This is a genomic window from Actinotalea sp. (genome assembly GCF_041597215.1).
In the GTDB taxonomy this organism is placed as follows: domain Bacteria; phylum Actinomycetota; class Actinomycetes; order Actinomycetales; family Cellulomonadaceae; genus Actinotalea.
The window spans coordinates 1-20,579 of sequence record NZ_JBFHHB010000027.1 but is presented as its reverse complement, the minus strand read 5'-3'; the positions used below and the strand labels follow the sequence as shown (position 1 = coordinate 20,579).

Annotated in this window: 18 protein-coding genes and 1 tRNA gene; 6 read left to right on the top strand and 13 right to left on the bottom strand. The window is 72.6% G+C overall.

Going from position 1 to position 20,579, the window contains the following annotated elements:
* The 4 genes from ABWK99_RS03725 to ABWK99_RS03710 all read left to right on the top strand — a co-directional run.
* Positions 1–1,005: ABC transporter permease subunit (locus ABWK99_RS03725; protein WP_372593350.1), on the top strand; the 1,005-nt coding region annotated here is incomplete at its 5' end.
* The gene (locus ABWK99_RS03720) at positions 1,002–1,874 is read left to right on the top strand and encodes an ABC transporter permease subunit (RefSeq protein WP_372593349.1); all 873 of its coding nucleotides are present in this window, start codon (positions 1,002–1,004) and stop codon (positions 1,872–1,874) included. The genes ABWK99_RS03725 and ABWK99_RS03720, both read left to right, overlap by 4 nt.
* 9 nt (positions 1,875–1,883) lie before the next feature.
* On the top strand, positions 1,884–2,948 hold the full coding sequence (locus ABWK99_RS03715; protein WP_372593348.1) for an ABC transporter ATP-binding protein: 1,065 nt from the start codon (positions 1,884–1,886) through the stop codon (positions 2,946–2,948).
* Positions 2,945–4,531 carry a metallophosphoesterase gene (locus ABWK99_RS03710; RefSeq protein ID WP_372593347.1) on the top strand — a complete coding sequence of 529 codons (1,587 nt, stop codon included), beginning with the start codon at positions 2,945–2,947 and terminating at the stop codon, positions 4,529–4,531. Before ABWK99_RS03715 ends, ABWK99_RS03710 begins: the two co-directional genes overlap by 4 nt.
* 15 nt (positions 4,532–4,546) lie before the next feature.
* On the opposite strand, the gene ABWK99_RS03705 is transcribed toward ABWK99_RS03710, so the two are convergent.
* The 6 genes from ABWK99_RS03705 to ABWK99_RS03680 form a co-directional block, all read right to left on the bottom strand.
* Positions 4,547–4,634, bottom strand: a tRNA-Ser gene (locus ABWK99_RS03705).
* Positions 4,635–4,706: 72 nt separating this feature from the next.
* Positions 4,707–5,117: a hypothetical protein gene (locus ABWK99_RS03700; protein ID WP_372593346.1), complete on the bottom strand. Its 411-nt coding sequence runs from the start codon at positions 5,115–5,117 to the stop codon at positions 4,707–4,709.
* A gap of 61 nt (positions 5,118–5,178) precedes the next feature.
* Positions 5,179–5,787: an ATP/GTP-binding protein gene (locus ABWK99_RS03695; protein WP_372593345.1), complete on the bottom strand. Its 609-nt coding sequence runs from the start codon at positions 5,785–5,787 to the stop codon at positions 5,179–5,181.
* A complete protein-coding gene (locus ABWK99_RS03690; protein ID WP_372593344.1) occupies positions 5,768–6,181 on the bottom strand; it encodes a DUF742 domain-containing protein in 414 nt (137 codons plus the stop codon). The genes ABWK99_RS03695 and ABWK99_RS03690 overlap by 20 nt, the downstream gene beginning before the upstream one ends.
* 7 nt (positions 6,182–6,188) lie before the next feature.
* A complete protein-coding gene (locus tag ABWK99_RS03685) occupies positions 6,189–6,629 on the bottom strand; it encodes a roadblock/LC7 domain-containing protein (RefSeq protein ID WP_372593353.1) in 441 nt (146 codons plus the stop codon).
* A 26-nt stretch (positions 6,630–6,655) separates the two neighbouring features.
* On the bottom strand, positions 6,656–11,125 hold the full coding sequence (locus tag ABWK99_RS03680; RefSeq protein ID WP_372593343.1) for an ATP-binding protein: 4,470 nt from the start codon (positions 11,123–11,125) through the stop codon (positions 6,656–6,658).
* A gap of 195 nt (positions 11,126–11,320) precedes the next feature.
* Between ABWK99_RS03680 and ABWK99_RS03675 the strand changes: the two genes are divergently transcribed.
* Entirely contained in the window at positions 11,321–12,292 is a 972-nt protein-coding gene (locus ABWK99_RS03675; RefSeq protein WP_372593342.1) for an NAD(P)H-quinone oxidoreductase, read from the top strand.
* 33 nt (positions 12,293–12,325) lie between these two features.
* Here the strand turns inward: ABWK99_RS03675 and ABWK99_RS03670 are convergent, their stop codons facing one another.
* Positions 12,326–13,183, bottom strand: coding sequence for a DMT family transporter (locus ABWK99_RS03670; protein ID WP_372593352.1), 858 nt, complete (start codon positions 13,181–13,183; stop codon positions 12,326–12,328).
* 234 nt (positions 13,184–13,417) lie between these two features.
* Here ABWK99_RS03670 and ABWK99_RS03665 point away from each other — a divergent pair, with 234 nt between their 5' ends.
* On the top strand, positions 13,418–13,801 hold the full coding sequence (locus tag ABWK99_RS03665) for a VOC family protein (protein ID WP_372593341.1): 384 nt from the start codon (positions 13,418–13,420) through the stop codon (positions 13,799–13,801).
* Positions 13,802–13,872: 71 nt separating this feature from the next.
* Here ABWK99_RS03665 and ABWK99_RS03660 read toward each other — a convergent pair whose 3' ends face one another.
* From ABWK99_RS03660 to serS, 6 genes are all read right to left on the bottom strand, one after another.
* Positions 13,873–14,784, bottom strand: coding sequence for a carbohydrate ABC transporter permease (locus ABWK99_RS03660; protein ID WP_372593340.1), 912 nt, complete (start codon positions 14,782–14,784; stop codon positions 13,873–13,875).
* Positions 14,781–15,740 (bottom strand): carbohydrate ABC transporter permease, encoded by a 960-nt coding sequence (locus ABWK99_RS03655; protein ID WP_372593351.1) that lies wholly within the window; start codon positions 15,738–15,740, stop codon positions 14,781–14,783. The genes ABWK99_RS03660 and ABWK99_RS03655 overlap by 4 nt, the downstream gene beginning before the upstream one ends.
* A 416-nt stretch (positions 15,741–16,156) precedes the next feature.
* Complete coding sequence (locus ABWK99_RS03650) at positions 16,157–17,572, bottom strand: ABC transporter substrate-binding protein (protein ID WP_372593339.1); 1,416 nt, start codon at positions 17,570–17,572, stop codon at positions 16,157–16,159.
* A 256-nt stretch (positions 17,573–17,828) separates the two neighbouring features.
* Positions 17,829–18,836, bottom strand: a complete 1,008-nt coding sequence (locus ABWK99_RS03645; RefSeq protein WP_372593338.1) for a LacI family DNA-binding transcriptional regulator — start codon at positions 18,834–18,836, stop codon at positions 17,829–17,831.
* 123 nt (positions 18,837–18,959) lie between these two features.
* Positions 18,960–19,757, bottom strand: a complete 798-nt coding sequence (locus tag ABWK99_RS03640; protein ID WP_372593337.1) for an HAD family hydrolase — start codon at positions 19,755–19,757, stop codon at positions 18,960–18,962.
* On the bottom strand, positions 19,754–20,579 hold an 826-nt coding region (gene serS / locus ABWK99_RS03635; RefSeq protein WP_372593336.1), incomplete at its 5' end, for a serine--tRNA ligase. The genes ABWK99_RS03640 and serS, both read right to left, overlap by 4 nt.

Below are 20,579 nucleotides of genomic sequence, written 5' to 3'. Positions count from 1 at the left end.
TCGACGCTGCTCAACGCGCTTGCCGGAGCGGAGCTCTGCCCGGCCGGCCCGCTTCCCGCGACGCGGACCGCACCGCTCGGCGCAGCCCCGATGGACGGAGCCGACCGTGCACCCCGCGCCGGGGCCGGCCGGCGCGCGGCCGCGGCCACCTGGCTGCGGGCCCACCGCCCGAGCGGGGCGACGATCGCCCTGATCCCCTTCCTCGCCTTCGTCGGGCTGTTCCTGCTGTGGCCGATGCTGACCGTCGTCGCGAAAGCGGTGACACCCGAGGGCGTCCTCGGGCTGAGCGCCATGGAGCGCGCCGTCTCCGGCCCGTACCGCAGCGCCTTCCGCAACTCGCTCGCGCTGTCGACGAGCACCGCGCTGATCGGTGGCCTGCTGGGCCTGCTCCTCGCCCTGGTCGTGCGCGGGCTGCGCCGGCCCGCCTGGGTGCGACCGGTGCTGGACGCCTGGTGCTCGGTCGCCGCCCAGCTCGGCGGGGTGCCCCTCGCCTTCGCGTTCGTCGCGGCGCTGGGGACCCAGGGGATCGTCACCAAGGCGCTCGCCGGCATCGGGATCGACCTGGTCGGGTCCGGGTTCTCGCTGGCCTCCCTCTCCGGGATGACCCTGGTGTACCTGTACTTCCAGATCCCGCTGATGTTCCTCGTGGTCATGCCGGCCGTCTCCGGGCTGCGCGAGACCTGGCGCGAGGCGGCGACGCTGATGGGCGCCGGGCCGGTGCGCTACTGGGGAACGGTCGCCCTCCCGGTCCTGGCCCCGTCCGTCCTCGGCGGGATGTTCCTGCTGTTCGTCAACGCCTTCAGCGCCTACGCGACGGCGTACGTGCTCTCCTCCAGCGGACAGCTCGTCCCGCTCCAGATCCGCTTCGTCCTGCAGGGCAACGTCATCACCGGTGAGCAGGACCTCGGCTACGCCCTGGTCACCTGGACCGTGCTGCTCATGCTCGCCGGGGTCGCTCTGATGACTCTCGCGCAACGCCGCGCCGCGCGATGGGCCCGCGGATGAGCGCCGCCGGGCTCACGACCCCCGGGCGCCCCTCCCCCGCGGGCAGGCGCCGTCGCGGGACCACGGGCGCCGAGCTCGCCCGTTGGGGCTTCCTGCTCGCCCTCGGGCTGTTCTTCCTGCTCCCCCAGCTGGCGATGGCCCGCTTCGCCTTCCAGAACATCCCGGTCGCCACGCTCACCCTCGGCACCCTGACCGACTCCTGGTCCCTGCGGCGGCTCGGCGAGGCCCTGACCGAGCCGGGCCTGTGGGAGGCCGCCCAGGTGAGCGTCACCCTCGCGGTGCTCGCGATCGTGCTCAACCTCGCCCTGCTGCTCCCGCTGGCCGTGCTCGCCGAGATCCGCGCTCCCCGGCTGCGACCGGTGCTCACCGGGGTGACCCTGCTCCCATGGGTGATCCCGCCGATCGCCCTCGTCGTCGGCGTGGCGGCCACCTTCCGCACGATCGCCCCGTGGTTCCTCTCCTCGACCCTCAGCCTCGTGCCGTTCTACGCGTTGTGGGCGATGCCGTTCACCTACCGCGCCCTGGACGCCGGTCTCCGCGCGATCAACGCCCGCACCCTCGTCGAGGCGGCGCAGAGCCTCGGCGCGTCGATGCCCACGGTCCTGCTCCGGGTGATCGTCCCGAACATGAGCGCCTCGATCGTCGCGGCGAGCGGGCTCACGGCCGCCACCGTGCTCGGGGAGTTCGCCTTCGCCTCGCTCCTGCTCAAGGAGACCCTGCCCACCTACCTCGTCGTGTACCAGCGCCAGGCACCGCAGGCCGGGATGGCACTGGCTCTTGCCCTGCTGCTGCTCACCACCCTCGCCCTCGGCGCCGTCGTGCAGCTCCTGCGCCGTCGGGGCCTCGGCGTCACGACCACCGGAATCTGAGAGGACACCATGGCCACCATCGAGATGACCGCCGTGCGCAAGGAGTTCGGCACGACGGTCGCGCTGGCCGATCTGCACCTGCGGGTCGAGTCCGGGGAGCTCGTCGCCCTGCTCGGCCCGTCGGGCTGCGGCAAGACGACAGCCCTGCGCCTGCTCGCGGGCTTCGAGCGTCCGGACGCCGGTCGGATCCTCGTCGACGACCAGGACGTCACCACCGTCCCCCCGAAGGACCGTCGGTTCGGGATGGTCTTCCAGGAGTACAGCCTGTTCCCGAACCTCACCGCGCGTCAGAACGTCGAGTTCGGCCTCAAGGTGCGACGCACGGGGGCGAAGGAGATCGCCGCGACGGTCGACCGGCTGCTCGAGGTGACGCGCCTGGAGACGCACGCGTCGAAGTTCCCGCACCAGATGTCCGGTGGGCAGAAGCAGCGCGTGGCCCTGGCGCGCGCGATCGCGACGGAGCCGCGCCTGCTGCTGCTCGACGAGCCGCTCTCGGCCCTGGACGCCCAGGTCCGCGAGCACCTGCGCGAGGAGATCCGCCGCCTCCAGCAGGAGGTCGGGGTGACCACCGTGTTCGTCACGCACGACCAGCACGAGGCGATGGCTGTCGCCGACCGCGTCGCGGTCATGCGCGACGGGGTGCTCGAGCAGATCGACCCGCCACGCACGCTCTGGTCCCGGCCGGCCACCGCGTTCGTCGCGGGGTTCGTCGGCACCGTCAACCGGCTCTCGGCCACCCGCAGGGCCGCCGCCTGGCACGTGCTGGGCGGACCGGTGACGGTCGCCGACGAGGGGTTGTCCGCCGACGCGATCGGCACCGGTCGGGCGACGGCGGTCGTCCGGCCCGAACAGCTCGAGGTCCGCGCGCTCACCCCGCACGAGGCAGCGGGCTCGGCTCCCGCCCGGGTGCGCAGCGTGTCGTTCCTCGGCGCCTTCACGCGCGTGGTCCTCACCCACCCGGGCGAGGACATGATCACCGCCGATGTGCTCGGCGCGGACGCACAGGACCTGCGAACCGGCGACCCGGTCGCCGTCTCGGTGCGGTCCACGGCCGGCGCCGTCGTCCTGCAGTGAGCGCGCAGGGCGGCGAGAGCGCGCCGCCGACGACCCTCCACGGCACCCTGCGGCCCGCGCCGGCCGAACCGGGTCGGGCAGCGCAGGCGGCTGCAGGCGCGACCGGCGGCGACCCGTCGCTCGGCTGGCGCGGGCTCGTCGCCGCGCCGGGCGAGCCGCATTCGGGTGCCGCGCCCGACCCGGGGGGACGGGTGCTGCTCGCCCTCGCGCACCTGTCCGACCTGCACCTGTGCGATGCCGAGTCCCCCGCACGCCAGGAGTACCTCGACCACCACGGCGACCCCGGCGCACCGTACGCCGCCCGGCTCGGGGTGATCGGCACCTACCGCCCGCAGGAGATCCTCACCGTGCAGGTCGCGGCCTGCGCCCTGACCGCCGTCGGTCGGGTGGGACGCGGCCCGGTCACGGGAGCCCCGCTGGACGCCCTGCTCGCCACGGGGGACGTCACCGACAACGCCCAGTCCAACGAGCTTCGCTGGTACACCGAGCTGATGACCGGTCGCGTGGTCTCGCCGTGGAGCGGGGACCCGGCCAGGAGCAGCTGGGTCGGCGCTTCCGGGACTGGGGACTGGCGTGCCTACTTCTGGCATCCCGACGGCCCGGCCGACGGCGAGCCCGCCGACCTGCCGACGGCCCGCTACGGCTACCCGCGGATCCCTGGACTCGTCGAGGCCGCGCGGCGCCCGGTGCGCTCACCGGGCGCCGGCTTGCCGTTGCTGACCGTGCACGGCAACCACGACAGCCTGCTCCAGGGCACCGTCGCGCCGACGCCGGCCCTGCACGCGCTGGCCACCGGGACGGAGCGGATCGTCGGCCTCTCCGCCGGGCAGACGCCCTTGGTGATCCTGGAGGGCGCCGCCCCGCTCGGCCCGGCGCGCTACACCCATGACGACACCGCCCCCCGGATCGCCGTCGCGCCTGACCCGGAGCGCGGACTCGTCGAGCGCCCCGAGCGTGGGTGGTGGGCGCGCGACGTCGGTGAGGTCCGGGTCCTCGCACTGGACACCGTGAACCCGCACGGCGGCTGGCAGGGCTCCGTCGGCTCCGAGCAGCTCGCCTGGCTCGAGACCGAGCTCGAACGGGCGCAGGACCGCTACGTCGTCGTCACCTCGCACCACCCCTCGTGGACGCTGACCAACGGCTACGCACCCTCGGGTGCCGAGCCCCGGCACCTGGCGGACGAGGTCCTCGGGCTGCTGCTCCGATTCCCCTCGGTGATCGCCTGGGTGGCCGGGCATGTGCACGCCCACAGCCACCTGTGGCACGCGGCGCCGGGGCGCGAGGGCGGGCTCTGGGAGATCACCACGTCCTCGCTGATCGACTGGCCCCAGCAGCTGCGCGTCCTGGAGGTCGTCCGGGAGGCGGGCGGCACCGTGGCGATCGCGAGCACCGTCGTCGACCACTCCGCCGGTCCCGCGTGGGGCCCCGAGGCCATGAGCGACCCCGCAGGGCTCGCCGCCGTCTCGCGCGCGCTCGCGGCCAACGACTACCGGGTGCGTGGAGCCCTCGGTCACCGCGGCTCCACCGAGGGCACCCCGGCCGACCGCAACGCCGTCTGGCGGCTGCCCGACCCGCTGCGGTGAGCGGGCCGTCACGGGCGGAGGGCAAGGGATTCGAACCCTTGGTGCAGGGTCACTGCACAACGGTTTTCAAGACCGTCACATTCGGCCGCTCTGTCAGCCCTCCCACGCCCTCGGGGGCGCGCTGCCCCTCAGGGCGACCCCATTGTGCCAGCGTCGGGGTCCGCCACCGACCCCCTCAGTCCTCCCACCAGCGGTCGGCACGGCCCGGGCTCATGACGGTCAGCCCGTGGATCACCGCGAGCCGAGCCAGCAGCACGTCGTAGGTCGCCACGCTGTCGACGTCGGGGTGTGCAGCGGCGATGCCCACATGGATCGCGGTGAACGGCGAGGCGACCCCGGCGGCCATCGCGGCGGACCGCAGCGACTGGTCGGAGAAGCGCACGACGACGATCCGGTCCGCGAGGTCGCGGGCGGCGGTCCTCGCCTCGGGCCCCAGCGGGTCGGCGATCCGGCGCAGCTCGGTCAGCCCGAGCGGGGAGGTGACGAGGTCGTCCTCCCGCTCGTCGACGAGGAGTTGCCACGCGGCGGACTCGGGCTCCTGCGTGACGGCGCGGGCCAGCGCCCCACCGTCGGCGTAGATGAGCATCCTCGTCCGTCCTGCACTGCGGCCCTGTCCCGACCGTCAGCCTAGCCAGGCCCCGGAGGGCTCAGGCGCGCAGTCGCTCCATCGCCAGCTTGACCACGGAGATCAGGGCCTGCTTGGTGGCCGCACGCGAGCGGGCGTCGGTGTACATGAGCGGCACGTGCGCCGGCACCGAGAGCGCCTCGCGGACGTCCTCGAGGCGGTGGCGGGCCACGCCGTCGAAGCAGTTGACCGCGACGACGAACGGGATGCCCCGGCTCTCGAAGTAGTCGACAGCGGGGAAGCACTGGTCGAGCCGCTCGGTGTCGACGAGCACGACGGCGCCGATCGCGCCGCGCACGAGGTCGTCCCACATGAACAGGAAGCGGTCCTGCCCCGGAGTGCCGAACAGGTACAACCAGAGCGAGCCGGCGAGCTCGATCCGACCGAAGTCCATGGCGACGGTGGTCGTCGTCTTGCGGTCGCTCACCCCGCCCGCGTCGTCGACGCCGAGCGAGTGCTCGGTCATCGCCGCCTCGGTGTTGAGCGGTTCGATGTCGGAGATCGAGCCGATGAAGGTCGTCTTGCCGACGGCGAACCCGCCGGCGACGACGATCTTCACGACGGTGGGAGCCACGCGCGCGCCGGCAGCGACCGGTTCGCTCACGGCCACGTCAGAGGGCTGCAATGCCATTGAGAACACTCTCCAGCACGCTGAGGGACAGGGCAGGGGACTGACCGGTGTGCAAGCTCACCGGCATGGAGCTGTGGATGCGGATGTACTCGAGGTCCGCAAGATCGGCGACCAGCACCCGCACGACGCCGAGCGGCAGGCGCAGCAGGGCGGAGAGCTCGGCGACGGAGACGAAGGTGTGACCGGCGTGCTGGAGGATCGCCCTCTTCTCGGGCGGGAGCCCTGTGGCCGTCGCGGCCGACGGGAGCACCTCCACCAGGGCCTCGATCGGCAGATCGGCACCGGCGGCCCTGACCCGGCCGCCGGTGACGGCGTACGGACGCACGGTTCGCGTCTCGTACTGCCCACCGTGGTCGTCAGGGGCCTCGGCCCGACCGGAGGAGTGCGCGCTCATCGGACCGTCACGCCACCGGAGCCCGGAGCGCGCCGTCGACGGGCAGCGCACCACGCATCTCGGAGACGAGCTGCGGCGTGAGGATCGACTCGGTGCGCGAGACGAGCATCGCCATCTCGTACCCGACCAGGCCGACATCACAGGTCGAGTCCGCGACGACGGCGAGCACCGACCCGTCCGAGACGCTCATCAGGAAGAGGAACATGTCGTCCATCTCCACGATCGCCTGGCGGACCTCGCCGGCCTTGAGCTGGCGGGCCGCGCCACGGGTCAGGCTCGACATGCCGGCGACGATCGCCGACAGCTGGTCGCCACTGGTGCGGTCCAGGTTCGCCGACATGGCCATGAGCAGACCGTCGGCCGAGACGGCGAGCGTGTGCTGGGCGCCCGTGACCCGGTGGACGAAGTTGTCCAGGAGCCAGGCGTAGTTCGTGGCTTCTGAGCTCACGGTGGTCACGTGTCCTCCTCCGGGGGTCACCACGAGGTGCCCTGCTTGGCTGCGTCACTGGATGCTGTCACCGGTTCCTGCGCGTCGGCCGCAGATCGGCCGCGCGTCGTCCCGGACTGGAAGCTCGCCAAGAGCGAGCGGACCTCGTTGGCGTCCCGCGGTGCGGCGGGACGGCGGGGCTGCGTCGGCTCGTCCTTGGGGACGGCGACGGGAGTGCGGCGCACGAGCGGCTGGGCGCTGCCCACGGCCTGCGGGCGGTACGCGGAGAGCTCGCTCAGCTCGGCAAGGGCCTGCTGGGCGATGCCGGCGCGCAGCGAGAGCGGGTCGTCGTCCCGGACGTCGTCCGAGGGAACGAAGGTCGTGAAGCCCTGCTGGGCCGGCACCGACCGGGCCGGCAGAGCGCCTGGAGCCGCCGGCGTCGGCGTCCGCACCGGCAGCCCGGAGTCCGAGGTCGGGACCTCGCGCTCCGTCGTGGTCGCCTCGGGCGCCTGCTGGTCGTCCTCGACGGGCGACTGCTCCGCCGCGGCCGGGGTGCGCGGCCGGGACGCGCTCGGCCATGCGGACTGCGTCGTGAACTCGACGGCGTTCGGGTCGGGGGTCCAGGAGGTGCCTCGGGTGGCGGCGGGAGCCGCGACCGGAGCGACGACCGGCGGGGCGACCGGCGGGGCGACCGGAGCGGGGCTCTGCTCCGCGACGACCTCCGGCTCCGCGGCCGCGACGGCCTCGTCCACCTCATGACCGTGCGAGAGCGAAGCGAGCTCCTCGGCGGCGGAAAGGCCGTCGTCGGCCGCAGGAGCGTCGGCCGCGGCCTCGTGCTCCTCCGGCCCCCAGGTCCGCTGGGCGTGCGAGCCACGGGAGGACCAAGCCGACTGCCGGTCGGGAGTGACGGGCGGGACCGCGGCCGAGAACGCCGCCATGGTCTCCGCGTCGGCCTGCGGGAGGATCAGCGGCGGAGGCGCGGCAGGCGCCACGCCCTTGCCGGCCTTGGGCGCCTTCGGAGGCTTGGGCGGCTTCGGGGCCTTCGGCGGCTTGGCTGCCGCGGGGGGCTTGGGCTCCTTCGGGGCACGGCGGCCGAAGAGCCCGCGACGTGCCTTCGGCACCTCGACAGCGGCCGGCGCCGCTCCGTTGACGAGGGCGGAGAAGTCGGGGGCGGCCGTGCCGTCGTCGACCGGGAGCTCCGGAGCGGCCGCGGCCCAGGCAGCGGGGAGCTCCGCCGCGGGCGGCGGCGGCGGCGGCGGAACGGGAGTCGTGGCCCCGACGGGGACCTGCGTCGAGGGAGCCGGTGCGGGCGGCGCCCAGCTGTGCTCGGTCCCGGTCTCGCTCACCGGCGCCCAGGCCGTCGACGAGCTCTGCTCGGCAGGGGTCTCGGGAACGGCAGCCCAGTGCGCGGCGCCGTAGTCGGCCTCGTCGTCGGCGGCCTCGGCGTAGCCGGTCTCCCACGGCTCGGCCGCACGACCCTGCTGCGCCCACGGCTCCGACGTCTCGTGGTACTCGACGGGGACACCGAACGGCACGTCCTGCTCGACCGACCAGTCGTCGTCGTCCACCAGGCTCGGGATCACGAACGCGGGCGCCTCGGGCTCGACCACAGGCTCGGCCTGCTCCACCTCGGGGGTCTCGATCTGCTCGAGGGCAGGGGCCGCGAGCTGCTCAGGCGCGCGGACCTCCAGCTGCTCGGCGACGACCTCGGCCCGGCGGGACCGGAAGCCGGTGAACATGGTCGTCCTGGCCTCCGGCGCGACCGGCTCGGCGCTCGCCGCAGGCGGCCAGGCCTCGGTGAAGGCGGCAGGGGTCCGCGAGGGGAGGCCGGCACCCGGCCCACGGTCGCTCCCGGCACCGCCGTCCTGCGGCTCGTCGAAGCCGAAGGGCTCGAAGGGCGCGTTCCGGGCGGCCTGCGCCGACTCCTCGCCGCGCTGCGGGAGGTCGTTCGGTTCGGCGTGGGAGTCGGTGACCGCGTCGTAGGGCAGCAGCGCCCTGCGCTTGCGGGACCGACGGGTGGAGCCGTCCTCCCATGGACGCGGGGTCTCGGCGTCGGCGTGGGCCGGGTTCTCGGCCGGGACCACCGGGACCTCGTGCGTGGGCGGGGCGGCGTGCTGCCCGCGACGGCGACGGCTGAGCGGGGCCGACTCGGACACGAGCGGGGCCCAGTCGTCGCCGAGCGTGGCTGCGGCGCCGGCGAGGGCGTCGGCTGCCGGGGCCGCGGGGATCGTGGACTCGCCGAGGGCAGGTGTCAGGAGGCCGGGCTCCTCGGCGAGCGCCTCGGCGGAGAAGGGTGCGAACGGCACCGGCTCGAACGGCACCGGCTCGACGTCCACGGGCTCGACGGGCGTGGTCTCGACGGGCGCGGTCTCGACGGGCGCGAGGGGCTGCGCGTCGATGCCCACGGGCTCGTACGCGACGGGCTCGAAGGCATCGGGCTCGGCCGGGAGGGGCTGCGGCGATGCGGTGCTCGGGGCGTCGGCCTCGGTGTCCGCTCCCCGCACCCGGCGCCGCGGCAGCCCGAGGCCCGTCGCACCGTCGGTCAGCTGGGCGAGGTCGACCGGCACCGCGGCGATCTCCGGAGCCTCGTTGCGGTCCGGCACGGGGAAGTGCTGACCCAGGGTCGCGGCCGGGACGATCGGGGCGACCACCGGCACGTCGGCGATGTCGACGAACAGCGCGAGCGGAAGCCGGACCATGGCGCGGGTGCCCGTGCCGTGCGGACCGGCGGCGAGCTCGACCTGGGCGCCGAGTCGCGCGGCGATGCGACCGATGACGAACATGCCGAGGCGCTGCGCCCCGAGGACCTCGCCGGCCGAGGCCGAGGCGATCTTGGCATGCGCCGAGTCGAGCTCCTCCTCGCTCATGCCGAGGCCCTGGTCGAGCACGGTGATCAGCACATGGGTCTCGTCGCGACCCGTCGAGACGTGCACCGGGCTGCCGGGGTCGGAGAACATCGTCGCGTTCTCGATGAGCTCGGCGAGCAGGTGCGCCGCGGGGAGAGCGGTGTGGCCGAGCATCATCGGGTCGGCCGGGAGGTCGAGCAGCACGCGCTCGTAGTGCTCGATCTCCGAGGATGCGGTGCGGATGACGTCGGACAGCGGCAGCGTGTCGCGCAGCCGACGACCGGTGTCGATCCCGGCGAGCACGAGGAGCGACTCGGCGTTGCGGCGCATCCGGGTCGCGAGGTGGTCGAGGCGGAAGAGGTCCGCGAGCACCTTCGGGTCCTCCTCCGACCGCTCCAGCGCGTCGATGAAGCTGAGCTGGCGGTTGAGGAGGACCTGGTCGCGGCGGGCGACGTTGACGAACATCTCCGCGATGGAGCCACGCAGGGCGGCCTGCTCCTGCGCGACGTGGATGGTGGTCGCGTTGACCTCGTTGAACGCCGCGGCGAGCCGGCCGACCTCGTCCTTCGAGGTCACCGGGATCTCGGCGAGGGAGAGGTCGGGGCTCTGCCCGGGGATCGCCACCTGCTCGATCAGTCGCGGCAGCTCGTCGCGCACGGTGACGGCCGCCTTCGTCAGGCTGCGCATCGGGCGCACGATGCTCCGGGCGACCGTGAGCGCGAGGATGAGCGAGAGCAGGACGGCGGCGAGCGCGCCGCCGGCGGTGAGCGCGGCCTGCCGGTTCGCGTCGGCCGTGAGCGCCGCCGCGTCGATCGAGATGAGATCGAGCAGGTCCGCGCGGATGACGGCGAGCTCGCTCTGCATGGCCTCGGCGAGGGACCACTGCGCCTCGTCCGCGCCGGCGATCGCCTCCGGGAGGCCGGAGCTGAGGGCCTGACGCAGGGTGACGAGCGTGCCTGGCTGATCGGACAGCTCCAGGCCCGGCACCGCGAGCGCCGCGAGGGCGGCACGCGTGGAGTCGAGCGAGGCGTCCGAGAGGGCGATCAACGCGGGGAGCCAGCGCACCGACTCGAGCTCGCCCTGGGGGTCGAGCAGGACAGCACGCACCACCGGAGCCTCGTGCGCGAGCTCCTCGGAGGAGGTGAGCGCGAGGCCGTAGGCGCGGAAGTCGGCCGCCAGGTCGGGCTCGGTCAGTCGTTGCGAGAGGAGGATCGGCATCGCGACGACGTTCGCGATGAGCTGGCTGTAGGAGGTGTCCACGGCACGCTCGCCGGAGGAGACGATGCGGCCGCGCACCATGTCGACACCGGCCTGCATGTTCTCCGCCTGGCCGACCAGGTCGTCGATGCGTCCGTCGAGGATCCCCTCGGGAAGGCTTGCCGTCGCCTCGGACAGCGTCGCAACCGCCCGGTCGGTCGCCGCTCGCGCGGTCTCCACGTCGGCACCCGGCCGGCCCGCGGCCAGGTTCGTCGCCTGGGTCCGCTCGGCCTGGAGCGCCACGACGACGTCGGCGTGCGGGAGGAGGAGCTCGGCGATCTTGCCCCCGTCACCGGTCGTCCGCGCCGAGGTCACCGACTGCCAGGAGAGCAGCCCTGCGATGAGCACCAGGACGAGCACAGGCCCGGTGAGGGCAGCCAGGACCTTGCCCCGGATCCCCAACCTGCGAAGCATGGCTTCTCCTTCACTGCCCGACGGTGGACCGCGGACGACGCAATGGCGACGGGGACCACCGTACGGTGGTGTGCCGTCCGCTCCCCATCGGCGCGTGACCCGGCGTTCATTAGCCCGTTCGGGAAAGTCGATGATCGGGATGCGTCGTTTCGGCGGGTTTTCACCCTCATGAGCGACTCCTGGGAGACTCGCTCCATGCGGATCGTCAACACCGACACGCCGGGCGGCCCGGAGCTCCTGACCGTGCGGGAGGCGCCGGAGCCCGTGGCCGGCCCCGGGCAGGTCGTGGTGCGCGTCGCTGCCGCCGGGGTGAACAACGCCGACGTCCTGCAGCGCCGGGGGCTCTACCCGCCACCGCCGGGTGCCCCCGCCTGGCCCGGACTGGAGGTGTCCGGAACGGTCGTGGCGAGCGGGCCGGGTTCCGCCTGGTCCGTCGGCGCCGAGGTCGTCGCGCTCGTGGACGGAGGCGGGTACGCCGAGTACGTCGCGGCCCCCGATGCGCAGATCCTCCCGGTGCCCGACGGAGTCGATCTCGTGGACGGGGCCGCACTGCCCGAGGCCGCGTGCACCGTCTGGTCGACGCTGCGTGCCGCGGGCCTGCGCCCCGGCGAGTGGCTCCTGGTGCACGGCGGGTCCGGCGGTGTCGGCACCCTTGCGGTGCAGATCGCCGCGGCGTACGGGGCCCGGGTCGCGACGACGGCCGGCGGGCCGGAGCGGGCAGGGCGGTGCTCCGGGCTCGGCGCGGAGCTGGTCGTCGACCACCGCTCCGAGGACTTCGTCGAGCGCGTGCGGGCCGCCACGGAGGGCCGCGGAGCCGACGTCGTCCTGGACGTGGTCGGTGGCGCGTACCTCGGTCGCAACCTGGACGTGCTGGCGACCGGGGGCCGGCTCGCCGTCATCGGCCTGCAGCGCGGGGCCCGCGGGGAGCTCGACCTGGGGATGCTGCTGGCCAAGCGGGCGACGGTGCTCGGCACGACGCTGCGCTCGCGCCCCGCTCGGGAGAAGGCCGAGATCGTCGCGGCCGTGGGCGCGGAGGTCTGGCCGATGGTGGCCTCCGGCCGGGTACGGCCCGTGGTGCACGCGCGCATCCCGCTCGCCGAGGCCGCGAGCGCCCACGAGCTGATGGCCTCGGGCGAGGTCTTCGGGAAGGTCCTGCTGGTCCCCTGACCCCGCACGGTCGTGCGGCAGCCCGCCGCGGACTCAGGCCCCGGCGGCCTCGTCGAGAGCGGGCCGGCGGCGCACGGAGGTCAACGCGATCGCGCCGGACACGAGGACGAGCCCCAGCACGTCCACCGGATGCGGCCACTGCCGCAGGACGACGGCGCCGACGAGCGCCGCCGTCGCCGGGAGCAGCGCGAGCAGGACGGCGAAGCTCGCGGCGCTCACCCGCCGCAGCACCACCTGCTCGAGGGCGTAGGGAATCACCGAGGAGAGCACGGCGACCCCGACGACGGCCGCGGCGAGCGACCAGGACCCGAGGACCGGCGCACCGAGCCTGCCGACGAAGGGCGCGAGCACGAGCGATCCTGCAGCCATCGCCACACCCAGCCTCGTCACCCCGTCCCCCGTCGTCGCGACGCGTCGCCCGAGCAGGATGTAGCCGGCCCAGCAGGCCGCCGCCGCGAGGATCGCCAGGAGCCCGAGGTGCGCGTCCTCACCGCCGAGGCTCAACGTGACCCCGGCGAGGAGCACGACGCCGACCGCCGCGAGCGCGATCCCCGCGCGCTCCCGCCAGCCCGAGCCGGTGATGGCGGCGACCGCCACCGGCCCCAGGAACTCGATGGCCACCGCGGTACCGAGCGGCAGGTGGTCGATGGCGATGTAGAACATGACGTTCATCAGGCCGAGAGCAGCACCGAACGCCACCGCGAGGGCGAGGTCGCGCCCGGTCCATCGCAACCGCCACGGCCGCCGCCAGGCCACCAGAACGAGGGCGGCGACGAGGATGCGGAGCCAGGCCATCCCGGCCGGGGCGATCCACGCGAAGAGCGCGACGGCGATCGCGGCCCCGAGGTACTGGGTCAGCCCCGAGAGGACGAAGAGGGCCGGTGCCGGGATGCGGCCGAGGGGCCCGCCGCTCGCTGTGGCCGTGCCGCCTCGCCCGTCCTGGCCCGTCGTCGAGGGCACGGGGGACACGGGCGGGACCGAGGGCACCGCGCCAGGCTACGAGGTCGGCGGACGGGCCGCGGCCACGGTCCGCCGGCGGGGTGCGGTCACGGTCCTCGAGGGGGATGCTCGGACGAACGGCGGCGCGCCCGCCTCCCGCGCACCCACCACCCCCGAGGAGCCCTCATGATCACCACCCGTAGCCCGTTCTGCGGCTTCTCCGTCGACGAGACGGACCGGGTCGCGCCCTTCTACCGCGAGGTGCTGGGCCTCAGGGTCGACGAGTCCGAGGGGATGCTCACGCTGCACCTCGGCGAGGGGTCGCCGGTGCTGGTCTACCCCAAGGGCCCCGGGCACGTGCCCGCCTCCTACACCGTGCTCAACTTCCCCGTCCCCGACATCGACGCCGCGGTCGCCGAGCTGACGGCGGCCGGCGTGACCTTCGAGCGCTACCCCTCGATGGCGGAGCACACCGAGGCGTCCGGGATCGTGCGCGGCCCGCACGGGCCGGCGATCGCCTGGTTCACCGATCCGGCGGGCAACGTCTTCTCCGTCCTCCAGGAGAGCTGACCCCCGAGCCGCAGGGCACGACAGGGCCCACCCCGCCGCAGCGGTGGTGGGCCCTGTCGTGCGTGGAGCGCTCAGCCCTTGACGGACCCCGCGAGCAGCCCGCGGACGAAGTACCGCTGGAGCGAGAGGAAGACCACGACCGGGACGATCATCGCGATGAAGGCACCCGAGGACAGCAGCTGCCACTCGGCTCCCTTCGTCCCGGACAGCTCGGCGAGCCGGACCGTCAGTGGCGCCACGTTCGCCGTGCCACCGGCGAAGGTCAGCGCGACCAGCAGGTCGTTCCAGACCCACAGGAACTGGAAGATCGCGAACGAGGCGATCGCCGGGACCAGGAGCGGGAACATGATCTGGAAGAAGATCTTCACGTGGCCGGCGCCGTCGACGCGGGCCGCCTCGACGAGCGAGGCCGGGATGTCCTTCATGAAGTTGTGCAGCAGGAAGATCGCCAGCGGCAGCGCGAAGATCGAGTGCGAGAGCCAGACGGTCCAGTAGCTGCCGGCGATCCCCCACCGCACGTACTGCGTCAGCAGCGGGATCAGGGTGACCTGCAGCGGGACCACCTGGAGCGCGAACACGGCGATGAAGAGGATGTTGCGACCGCGGAAGTCGATCCAGGCGAAGGCGTACGCCGCGAGCAGCGCGAGCGAGATCGGGATGACGACCGCCGGGATGGTGATGGCGATCGAGTTGACGAAGTAGGTCGCGAAGCCCGTCGACGACCCGGTGAGGACGTCGGAGTAGTTCTCCCCGGTCACGTTGAAGTTCGTGAACCAGGTCCACCAGCCCGAGCTCTTGATGTCGGTCTCGGGCCGGATCGAGGTGACCAGGAGGCCGAAGGTCGGGATCGTCCACAGGACGGCGATGACGACCGCTGCGAAGGACGCCCACGGGGAGGTGAGCTTGCCCTTGGCGGCGATGGCGCGCTTGTCGGCCCGGCTGAGCTTGGGCTGGCGGACCGGAGTGGTGACGGCGGTAGTCATCGGATCTCCTCGGACTTGCGCAGCTGCCGGACGTTGTACGCGATGATCGGGATCACCAGGATGAAGAGGATGACGGCGAGGGCCGAGCCCATCCCGGGGTTCTGCTGCACGAAGCTCTGCGTGTAGAACTCGTACGCCACCACCGAGGTGTCGAAGTTGCCGCCCGTCATCGTCCGCACCACGTCGAAGACCTTCAGGGTGCCCATGGCGATCGTGGTGATGACCACGACGAGCGAGGGGCGGATCGACGGGACGGTGATGTAGCGGAACATCTGGAAGCCGCCGAGGCCGTCGAGCGTCGCCGCCTCGACGATCTCGTCGGGGATGGCCTTGATCGAGGCCGAGAGCACCGTCATGGCGAACCCTGCCTGGATCCAGATCATCACGACGATGAGGAAGAAGGTGTTGGCCGGGGCGTTGAGCAGGAACTGCTGCGGTTCCCCGCCGAGCCACACGAGGATCTGGTTGATCAACCCGATCTGGGCCGGCTGCTTGTCCGCGGGCACGCCCTCGAGCACCGGGCGGTAGTCGTAGACGAACTTCCAGATGATCGACGCGCCGACGAGCGAGATCGACATCGGCAGGAAGACGAGGATCTTCGCCTGCTTCTCGAAGCGAGTCCTGTCGACGAGGACGGCGTAGACCAGGCCGATCAGGGTGGCGACGAGCGGCACCATGATCACCCAGATCGCCGTGTTGCGCAGCACGATCTGGAACTGGGACTCGGTCAGCGCGGTGAGGTAGTTGTCGAGGCCGACGAACTCCTTGCCGTTGCGGTCGAGCAGGGAGCGGCGGATCGTGTCGATCCCCGGGTAGACGAGTCCGAAGCCGAGCCCGATGACCGTGGGAAAGAGGAAGAACAGCGCGACGAGGTTCGGCGACATGTTCTTGATGCGCTCGACCACGGACAGGATCAGGGCCATGATCACGACGAAGAGCACGACGGCGAAGAGCATCAGGGTGAGCTTCTCGGAGGTCGTCGTCGTGGTCAGCGCCCAGTCGGGGACGCCGCTGACGGCGATCGACGTCACCGCTCCGACCAGCGCGGCCACGCCGACCCAGGTCGCGACGAGGCCGACCAGCTCGCCCCTGGTCCGCGGACGACGGGGCTCGGTGCCCTGCGGGCGACGGGATCGGGTCGGATCGCTCGGAGCGACGACGGTGCCGTCCGGCACCGGGGATGTGGACATCCGTTCCTCCTCGGGCTGCGACGCAGGGAGCCGAGGCTCCACCGCGTCGGCTCTGACGGTGGTGGTGAGTCGAACCGTACTCTGCTGGCTTCGTCCCGGCCTGCGGTCGGCCGGGACACGACAGGGGCCCATCCACGATCTCGGGGATGGGCCCCTGTCGTTCACGCTATGAGGTCAGGACCTCAGCTGGCAGGCCAGGCGGCCTGGATGTTCGCCAGCGTCTCCTCGTCGGACTGACCGGTGATCCACGCCGTCAGCTGCGACCACTCGGCACCCGCGCCGACAGCAGCCGGCATCAGGTCGGAGGCGTCGAAGCGGAAGGTCTGCGTGGTGTCACCGAGCAGCTCGGCCGACAGCTTGTCGATGTCGGAGACGAGGTTCTCCGGGTCGAGCCCGCTGTTCGCGGAGACCCAGCCGCCGGCGGGGGTGGCGATGGCCTTGGCGTTGGCCCACTCCGGGCTGGCGAGGAACGCCTGGAAGGCCGCGACCTCGGGACGGTCGTCGAAGGCCGCCACGAACTCGCCGCCACCGAGCAGCGGACGGTCGTCAGCGGTCAGACCGGGGAAGTAGAACGCGAACACGTCGCCGTCGGGGGCCACGACCGTGCCCTCGGGCCAGTTGGCGGCGTAGAACGAGGCCTGGCGGTGCATGTAGCACAGCTGGTTCTGGACGATCGGAAGGCCACCGTCCTGGAACGTGGTCGTCGCGATCGAGGCGACGTCACCGAGACCGCCGTTGACGTAGTCCGGGTTCTTGAGGATCTTGCCGACCTCGGCGAGCGCCGTGGCGACCTCGGGGTCGGTGAACTTGACCTCGTTGGCGATCCACTTGTCGTAGGTCTCGCCGCCGGCGGTGCGCAGCATGATGTCCTCGAGCCAGTCGGTGGCGGGCCAGCCGGTGGCGTCACCGGAGCCGATGCCGGCGCACCAGGGCTTGGCGCCGGTGCCGTTGGCCGCGGCGTCCGCGACCATCTGGTCGGACAGGTCGAGCAGCTCCTGCCACGTGGTCGGGACCTCGTAGCCGCCGTCGGCGAACATCTGCGGGGAGTACCAGACGAACGACTTCACGTTCGCGCCGAGCGGTGCGGCGTAGAACGTGCCGTCGACCGTGCCGTAGTCCTTCCACGACGGGCTGAAGAACTCGTCGACGTTGGCCTCGGTGCCGGCGGACGCGGCGACGATCGAGTCGGGGTACTGCTCGACGATCGTCTTCAGCAGACCGGGCTGGGGGATGTAGGCGATGTCAGGGGCGTTGCCGGCCGCGAGACGGACGAGCAGCTGTGCCTCGAACTCCTTCGAGCCCTCGTAGACGACCGTGGCACCGGTGCAGTCCTCGAACGGCTTGTACGAGTCGATGTGCGGCTGGTCCTCGGGCGACACGATCGAGGTGTAGACGGAGACCGTCGTTCCGGACAGGTCGCCGTAGTCGGCGTAGGCCTCGCAGCCGGCCGCGGTCGTCCCGTCGCCACCGGAGGTCGCGGTCGAGTCGCCGTCCGCGTCACCGCTGGAACAAGCAGCGAGGGCGAGCGCCAGACCGACGCCGCCGGCGACGACTGCGTAGCGCCGTCGAGAGTTGCTGAGCATGGACTTCCTCCACATCGTCGTGGTCCTTCGACCATCCGGGAGCGACAGGTGATCGCTCCTGGCGAGTACAAGCCCTATCAAACGGCTTCACGGGCACCGGCGCCACACGATTCGCCGGATCCTCGGTGACAAGTTGATAACGCTTTCATCGAACCGGTCCCATCGACATCCCTCGATCATCGGGGGTGAAGCGCCTCCGGTGCCGGTCGATGATCGGAAATGCCCAGGTCAGCAGGCGGACATGGGAGGACGTGCCCAGGATCCGTCCGGCTCAGGCACGAGGCGGAGCCGTGGAGCTCCGCTCGAGGAGGGCAGTGGGGTAGACCACGCTCTCGGGAGCGGTACGCCCGTCGATCATGTCGAGGACGAGCCTCGCCGCCGCCGCGCCCTGCTCGTCGACAGGCTGCGCCAAGGTCGTCAGGCCCACCAGCTCGCCGAGCTCGTGGCCGTCGACCCCGATCACCGAGACGTCCTGCGGGACGCGAAGCCCGAGGTCGCGGAGCCCGAGGATCGCGCCCATCGCCATCTCGTCGGAGGCGGCGAAGACGGCCGTCAGGTCGGGGCGCCGCTCGATCAGCCGGGCGATCGACGCCCGGCCTCCGGCGATCTCGAACCCGCCCGTCTCGAGCAGGTCCTCCTCCGGCTCGATCCCCGCCTCCCGCAACGCCTCGCGCCACCCCGCCTCGCGCTCGACAGGAGGCGACCAGGGGTGGACGTCGTCGGGGGTGCCGGTCAGGTGCGCGATCCGCCGGTGCCCGAGGGAGGTCAGGTGCCGGGTCGCCGCGAGCCCGATCGCCCTGTCGTCCACGCGGACGGTGGTCTGCTCCGACCCGCCCCAACCGATGCACACGAGCGGGTAGCCCAGGCCCACCAGGGCGGCGATCTCGTCCTCGGCGAGCGGGAGGCCGACCACGAGGATCCCGTCCACCCGACGCCGCAGGACGTCCGGGTCGACCCGGGGACGCGCGCTCTGCCTGCGGATGTCGAAGGTGTAGAGCAGCACGTCGTAGCCGTGGGCGCGCAGCTCACGCTCGGCCGCGTCGATGACGTTCGAGAAGAACCAGCGGTTGACCCACGGGCTGATCAGGCCGATCGCCCGCGTGCGGCCGGAGGCCAGGCTCGCAGCAGAGGGCGAGGCGACGTAGCCGAGCCGGGTCGCGGCGTCACGCACCCGCTCCCTGGTGGCCTCGTTGACGTTGGGCAGGTTGCGCAGAGCACGGGAGACGGTGGCTGTGCTCACACCGGCCGCCCGGGCCACATCTTCGATGCCCGCCGCCATGGGTAGGGATTGTGCACCGCTTGCAGTCCCCGGCGCCAACGGCCGGGACGCCGACACCTCGACGCGTGCTGCTGAGCAGGCCCCGCTGGGCAGGTCGAGTCGCGACCGCGCGGCCGCGCCGGATCAGCCCAGGAGCGAGCGCAGCAGGAGCGCCGCCCCGTCCTCGTCGATCGACCCGGTGACCTCGTCCGCCGCGGCGCGGACCTCGGCGGACGCATGGCCCATCGCGACACCCCGACCTGCCCAGCGGAGCATGTCGATGTCGTTGTTGCCGTCGCCGAGCGCGACGGTCCGGCCGGACGGCACCCCGAGCGTCGTGCGGACCTGCTCCAGCGCGCTCGCCTTGGTGACCCCCTGGGGAGCGACGTCCATCCAGGCCGTCCAGCCGATCGCGTAGGTGACGTCGGCGAGGCCCGTCTCCAGGACGAGCGCGTGGAACTCCTGCGAGGTGTGGCCGGGGCTCCGGACGATGAGCCGGGTCACGTGGGCGCCTGCGAGGTCGTCGATGCCGACCACAGTGTGCTCGCCGTGCAGCTCCCCGTTCGGGAAGAGCTTGTTCATCCGGAAGCCGACGCCGACGTCCTCGACCGCGAAGAAGGCGTCCGGCATCTGGGCATGGAGCAGCCGCAGAGCGGGCGCCGGGTCGAAGGTGACGATCTCGTGCGCGGTGTAGCCCTCGGGGGCGGCGGGATCGAGGCGCACCGTCACCGAGCCGTTGGAGCAGACCGCCCACCCCGTCTCGATGCCGAGCCGGCGCACGACCGGCATGGTGGCGTGCACCGAGCGGCCCGTGGCGATGACCACGTGGTGCCCGGCGTCGCGCACGGCCGCCACGGCCGCGGCGACCTCCTCCGCGAGGTCCTCGGTGTAGCTGAGCAACGTGCCGTCGACGTCGAGCGCGACGAGCAGCGGGCCGGTCATCGAGCGATCGGGTGCAGCACCTCGAGGCCACCGAGGTACGGGCGCAGCCCCTGCGGGACGCGCACGGACCCGTCGGCCTGCTGGTGGTTCTCCAGGATCGCGACGATCCAGCGCGTGGTGGCCAGCGTCCCGTTGAGGGTCGCGACCGTCCGCATCCCCTCCTCCGTGCGCTCGCGCACCCCGAGGCGGCGCGCCTGGAACGTCGTGCAGTTGGAGGCGGAGGTGAGCTCGAGGTAGCGCTGCTGGCTCGGGAGCCATGCCTCGCAGTCGAACTTGCGGGCGGCGCTGCTGCCGAGGTCGCCGGCGGCGACGTCGATCACCCGGTACGGCAGCTCGATGAGGCCGAGCATGTCCTCCTCGAGGGCCAGCAGGCGCTCGTGCTCGGACTCGGCGTCCTCCGGCCTGACCCAGCTGAACATCTCGACCTTGTGGAACTGGTGGACGCGGATGATCCCGCGGGTGTCCTTCCCGTAGGAGCCCGCCTCACGCCGGTAGCAGGCGGACCACCCGGCGTAGCGCATCGGCCCGGCCGACAGGTCGAGGATCTCGTCGGCGTGGTAGCCGGCGAGGGCGACCTCCGAGGTGCCGACCAGGTAGAGGTCGTCGGCCTCCAGCCGGTAGATCTCGTCGGCGTGCGCACCGAGGAACCCCGTTCCGCGCATGATCTCCGGCTTGACGAGAGTCGGGGTGATCATGGGGGTGAAGCCGTGCGCCAGCGCCTTGTCCATCGCAGCGGTCAGCAGCGCCAGCTCGAGGCGCGCCCCGATCCCGGTGAGGAAGTAGAAGCGCGAGCCGGAGACCTTCGCGCCACGCTCGGTGTCG

Coding starts and splice junctions, on each gene's coding strand:
- ABWK99_RS03720 (WP_372593349.1), top strand. CDS start 1,002: ATGAGCGCCGCCGGGCTCACGACCCCCGGGCGCCCCTCCCCCGCGGGC.
- ABWK99_RS03715 (WP_372593348.1), top strand. CDS start 1,884: ATGGCCACCATCGAGATGACCGCCGTGCGCAAGGAGTTCGGCACGACG.
- ABWK99_RS03700 (WP_372593346.1), bottom strand. CDS start 5,117: ATGCTCATCTACGCCGACGGTGGGGCGCTGGCCCGCGCCGTCACGCAG.
- ABWK99_RS03695 (WP_372593345.1), bottom strand. CDS start 5,787: ATGGCATTGCAGCCCTCTGACGTGGCCGTGAGCGAACCGGTCGCTGCC.
- ABWK99_RS03690 (WP_372593344.1), bottom strand. CDS start 6,181: ATGAGCGCGCACTCCTCCGGTCGGGCCGAGGCCCCTGACGACCACGGT.
- ABWK99_RS03680 (WP_372593343.1), bottom strand. CDS start 11,125: ATGCTTCGCAGGTTGGGGATCCGGGGCAAGGTCCTGGCTGCCCTCACC.
- ABWK99_RS03675 (WP_372593342.1), top strand. CDS start 11,321: ATGCGGATCGTCAACACCGACACGCCGGGCGGCCCGGAGCTCCTGACC.
- ABWK99_RS03665 (WP_372593341.1), top strand. CDS start 13,418: ATGATCACCACCCGTAGCCCGTTCTGCGGCTTCTCCGTCGACGAGACG.
- ABWK99_RS03660 (WP_372593340.1), bottom strand. CDS start 14,784: ATGACTACCGCCGTCACCACTCCGGTCCGCCAGCCCAAGCTCAGCCGG.
- ABWK99_RS03655 (WP_372593351.1), bottom strand. CDS start 15,740: ATGCTCTTCGCCGTCGTGCTCTTCGTCGTGATCATGGCCCTGATCCTG.
- ABWK99_RS03650 (WP_372593339.1), bottom strand. CDS start 17,572: ATGTGGAGGAAGTCCATGCTCAGCAACTCTCGACGGCGCTACGCAGTC.
- ABWK99_RS03645 (WP_372593338.1), bottom strand. CDS start 18,836: ATGGCGGCGGGCATCGAAGATGTGGCCCGGGCGGCCGGTGTGAGCACA.
- ABWK99_RS03640 (WP_372593337.1), bottom strand. CDS start 19,757: ATGACCGGCCCGCTGCTCGTCGCGCTCGACGTCGACGGCACGTTGCTC.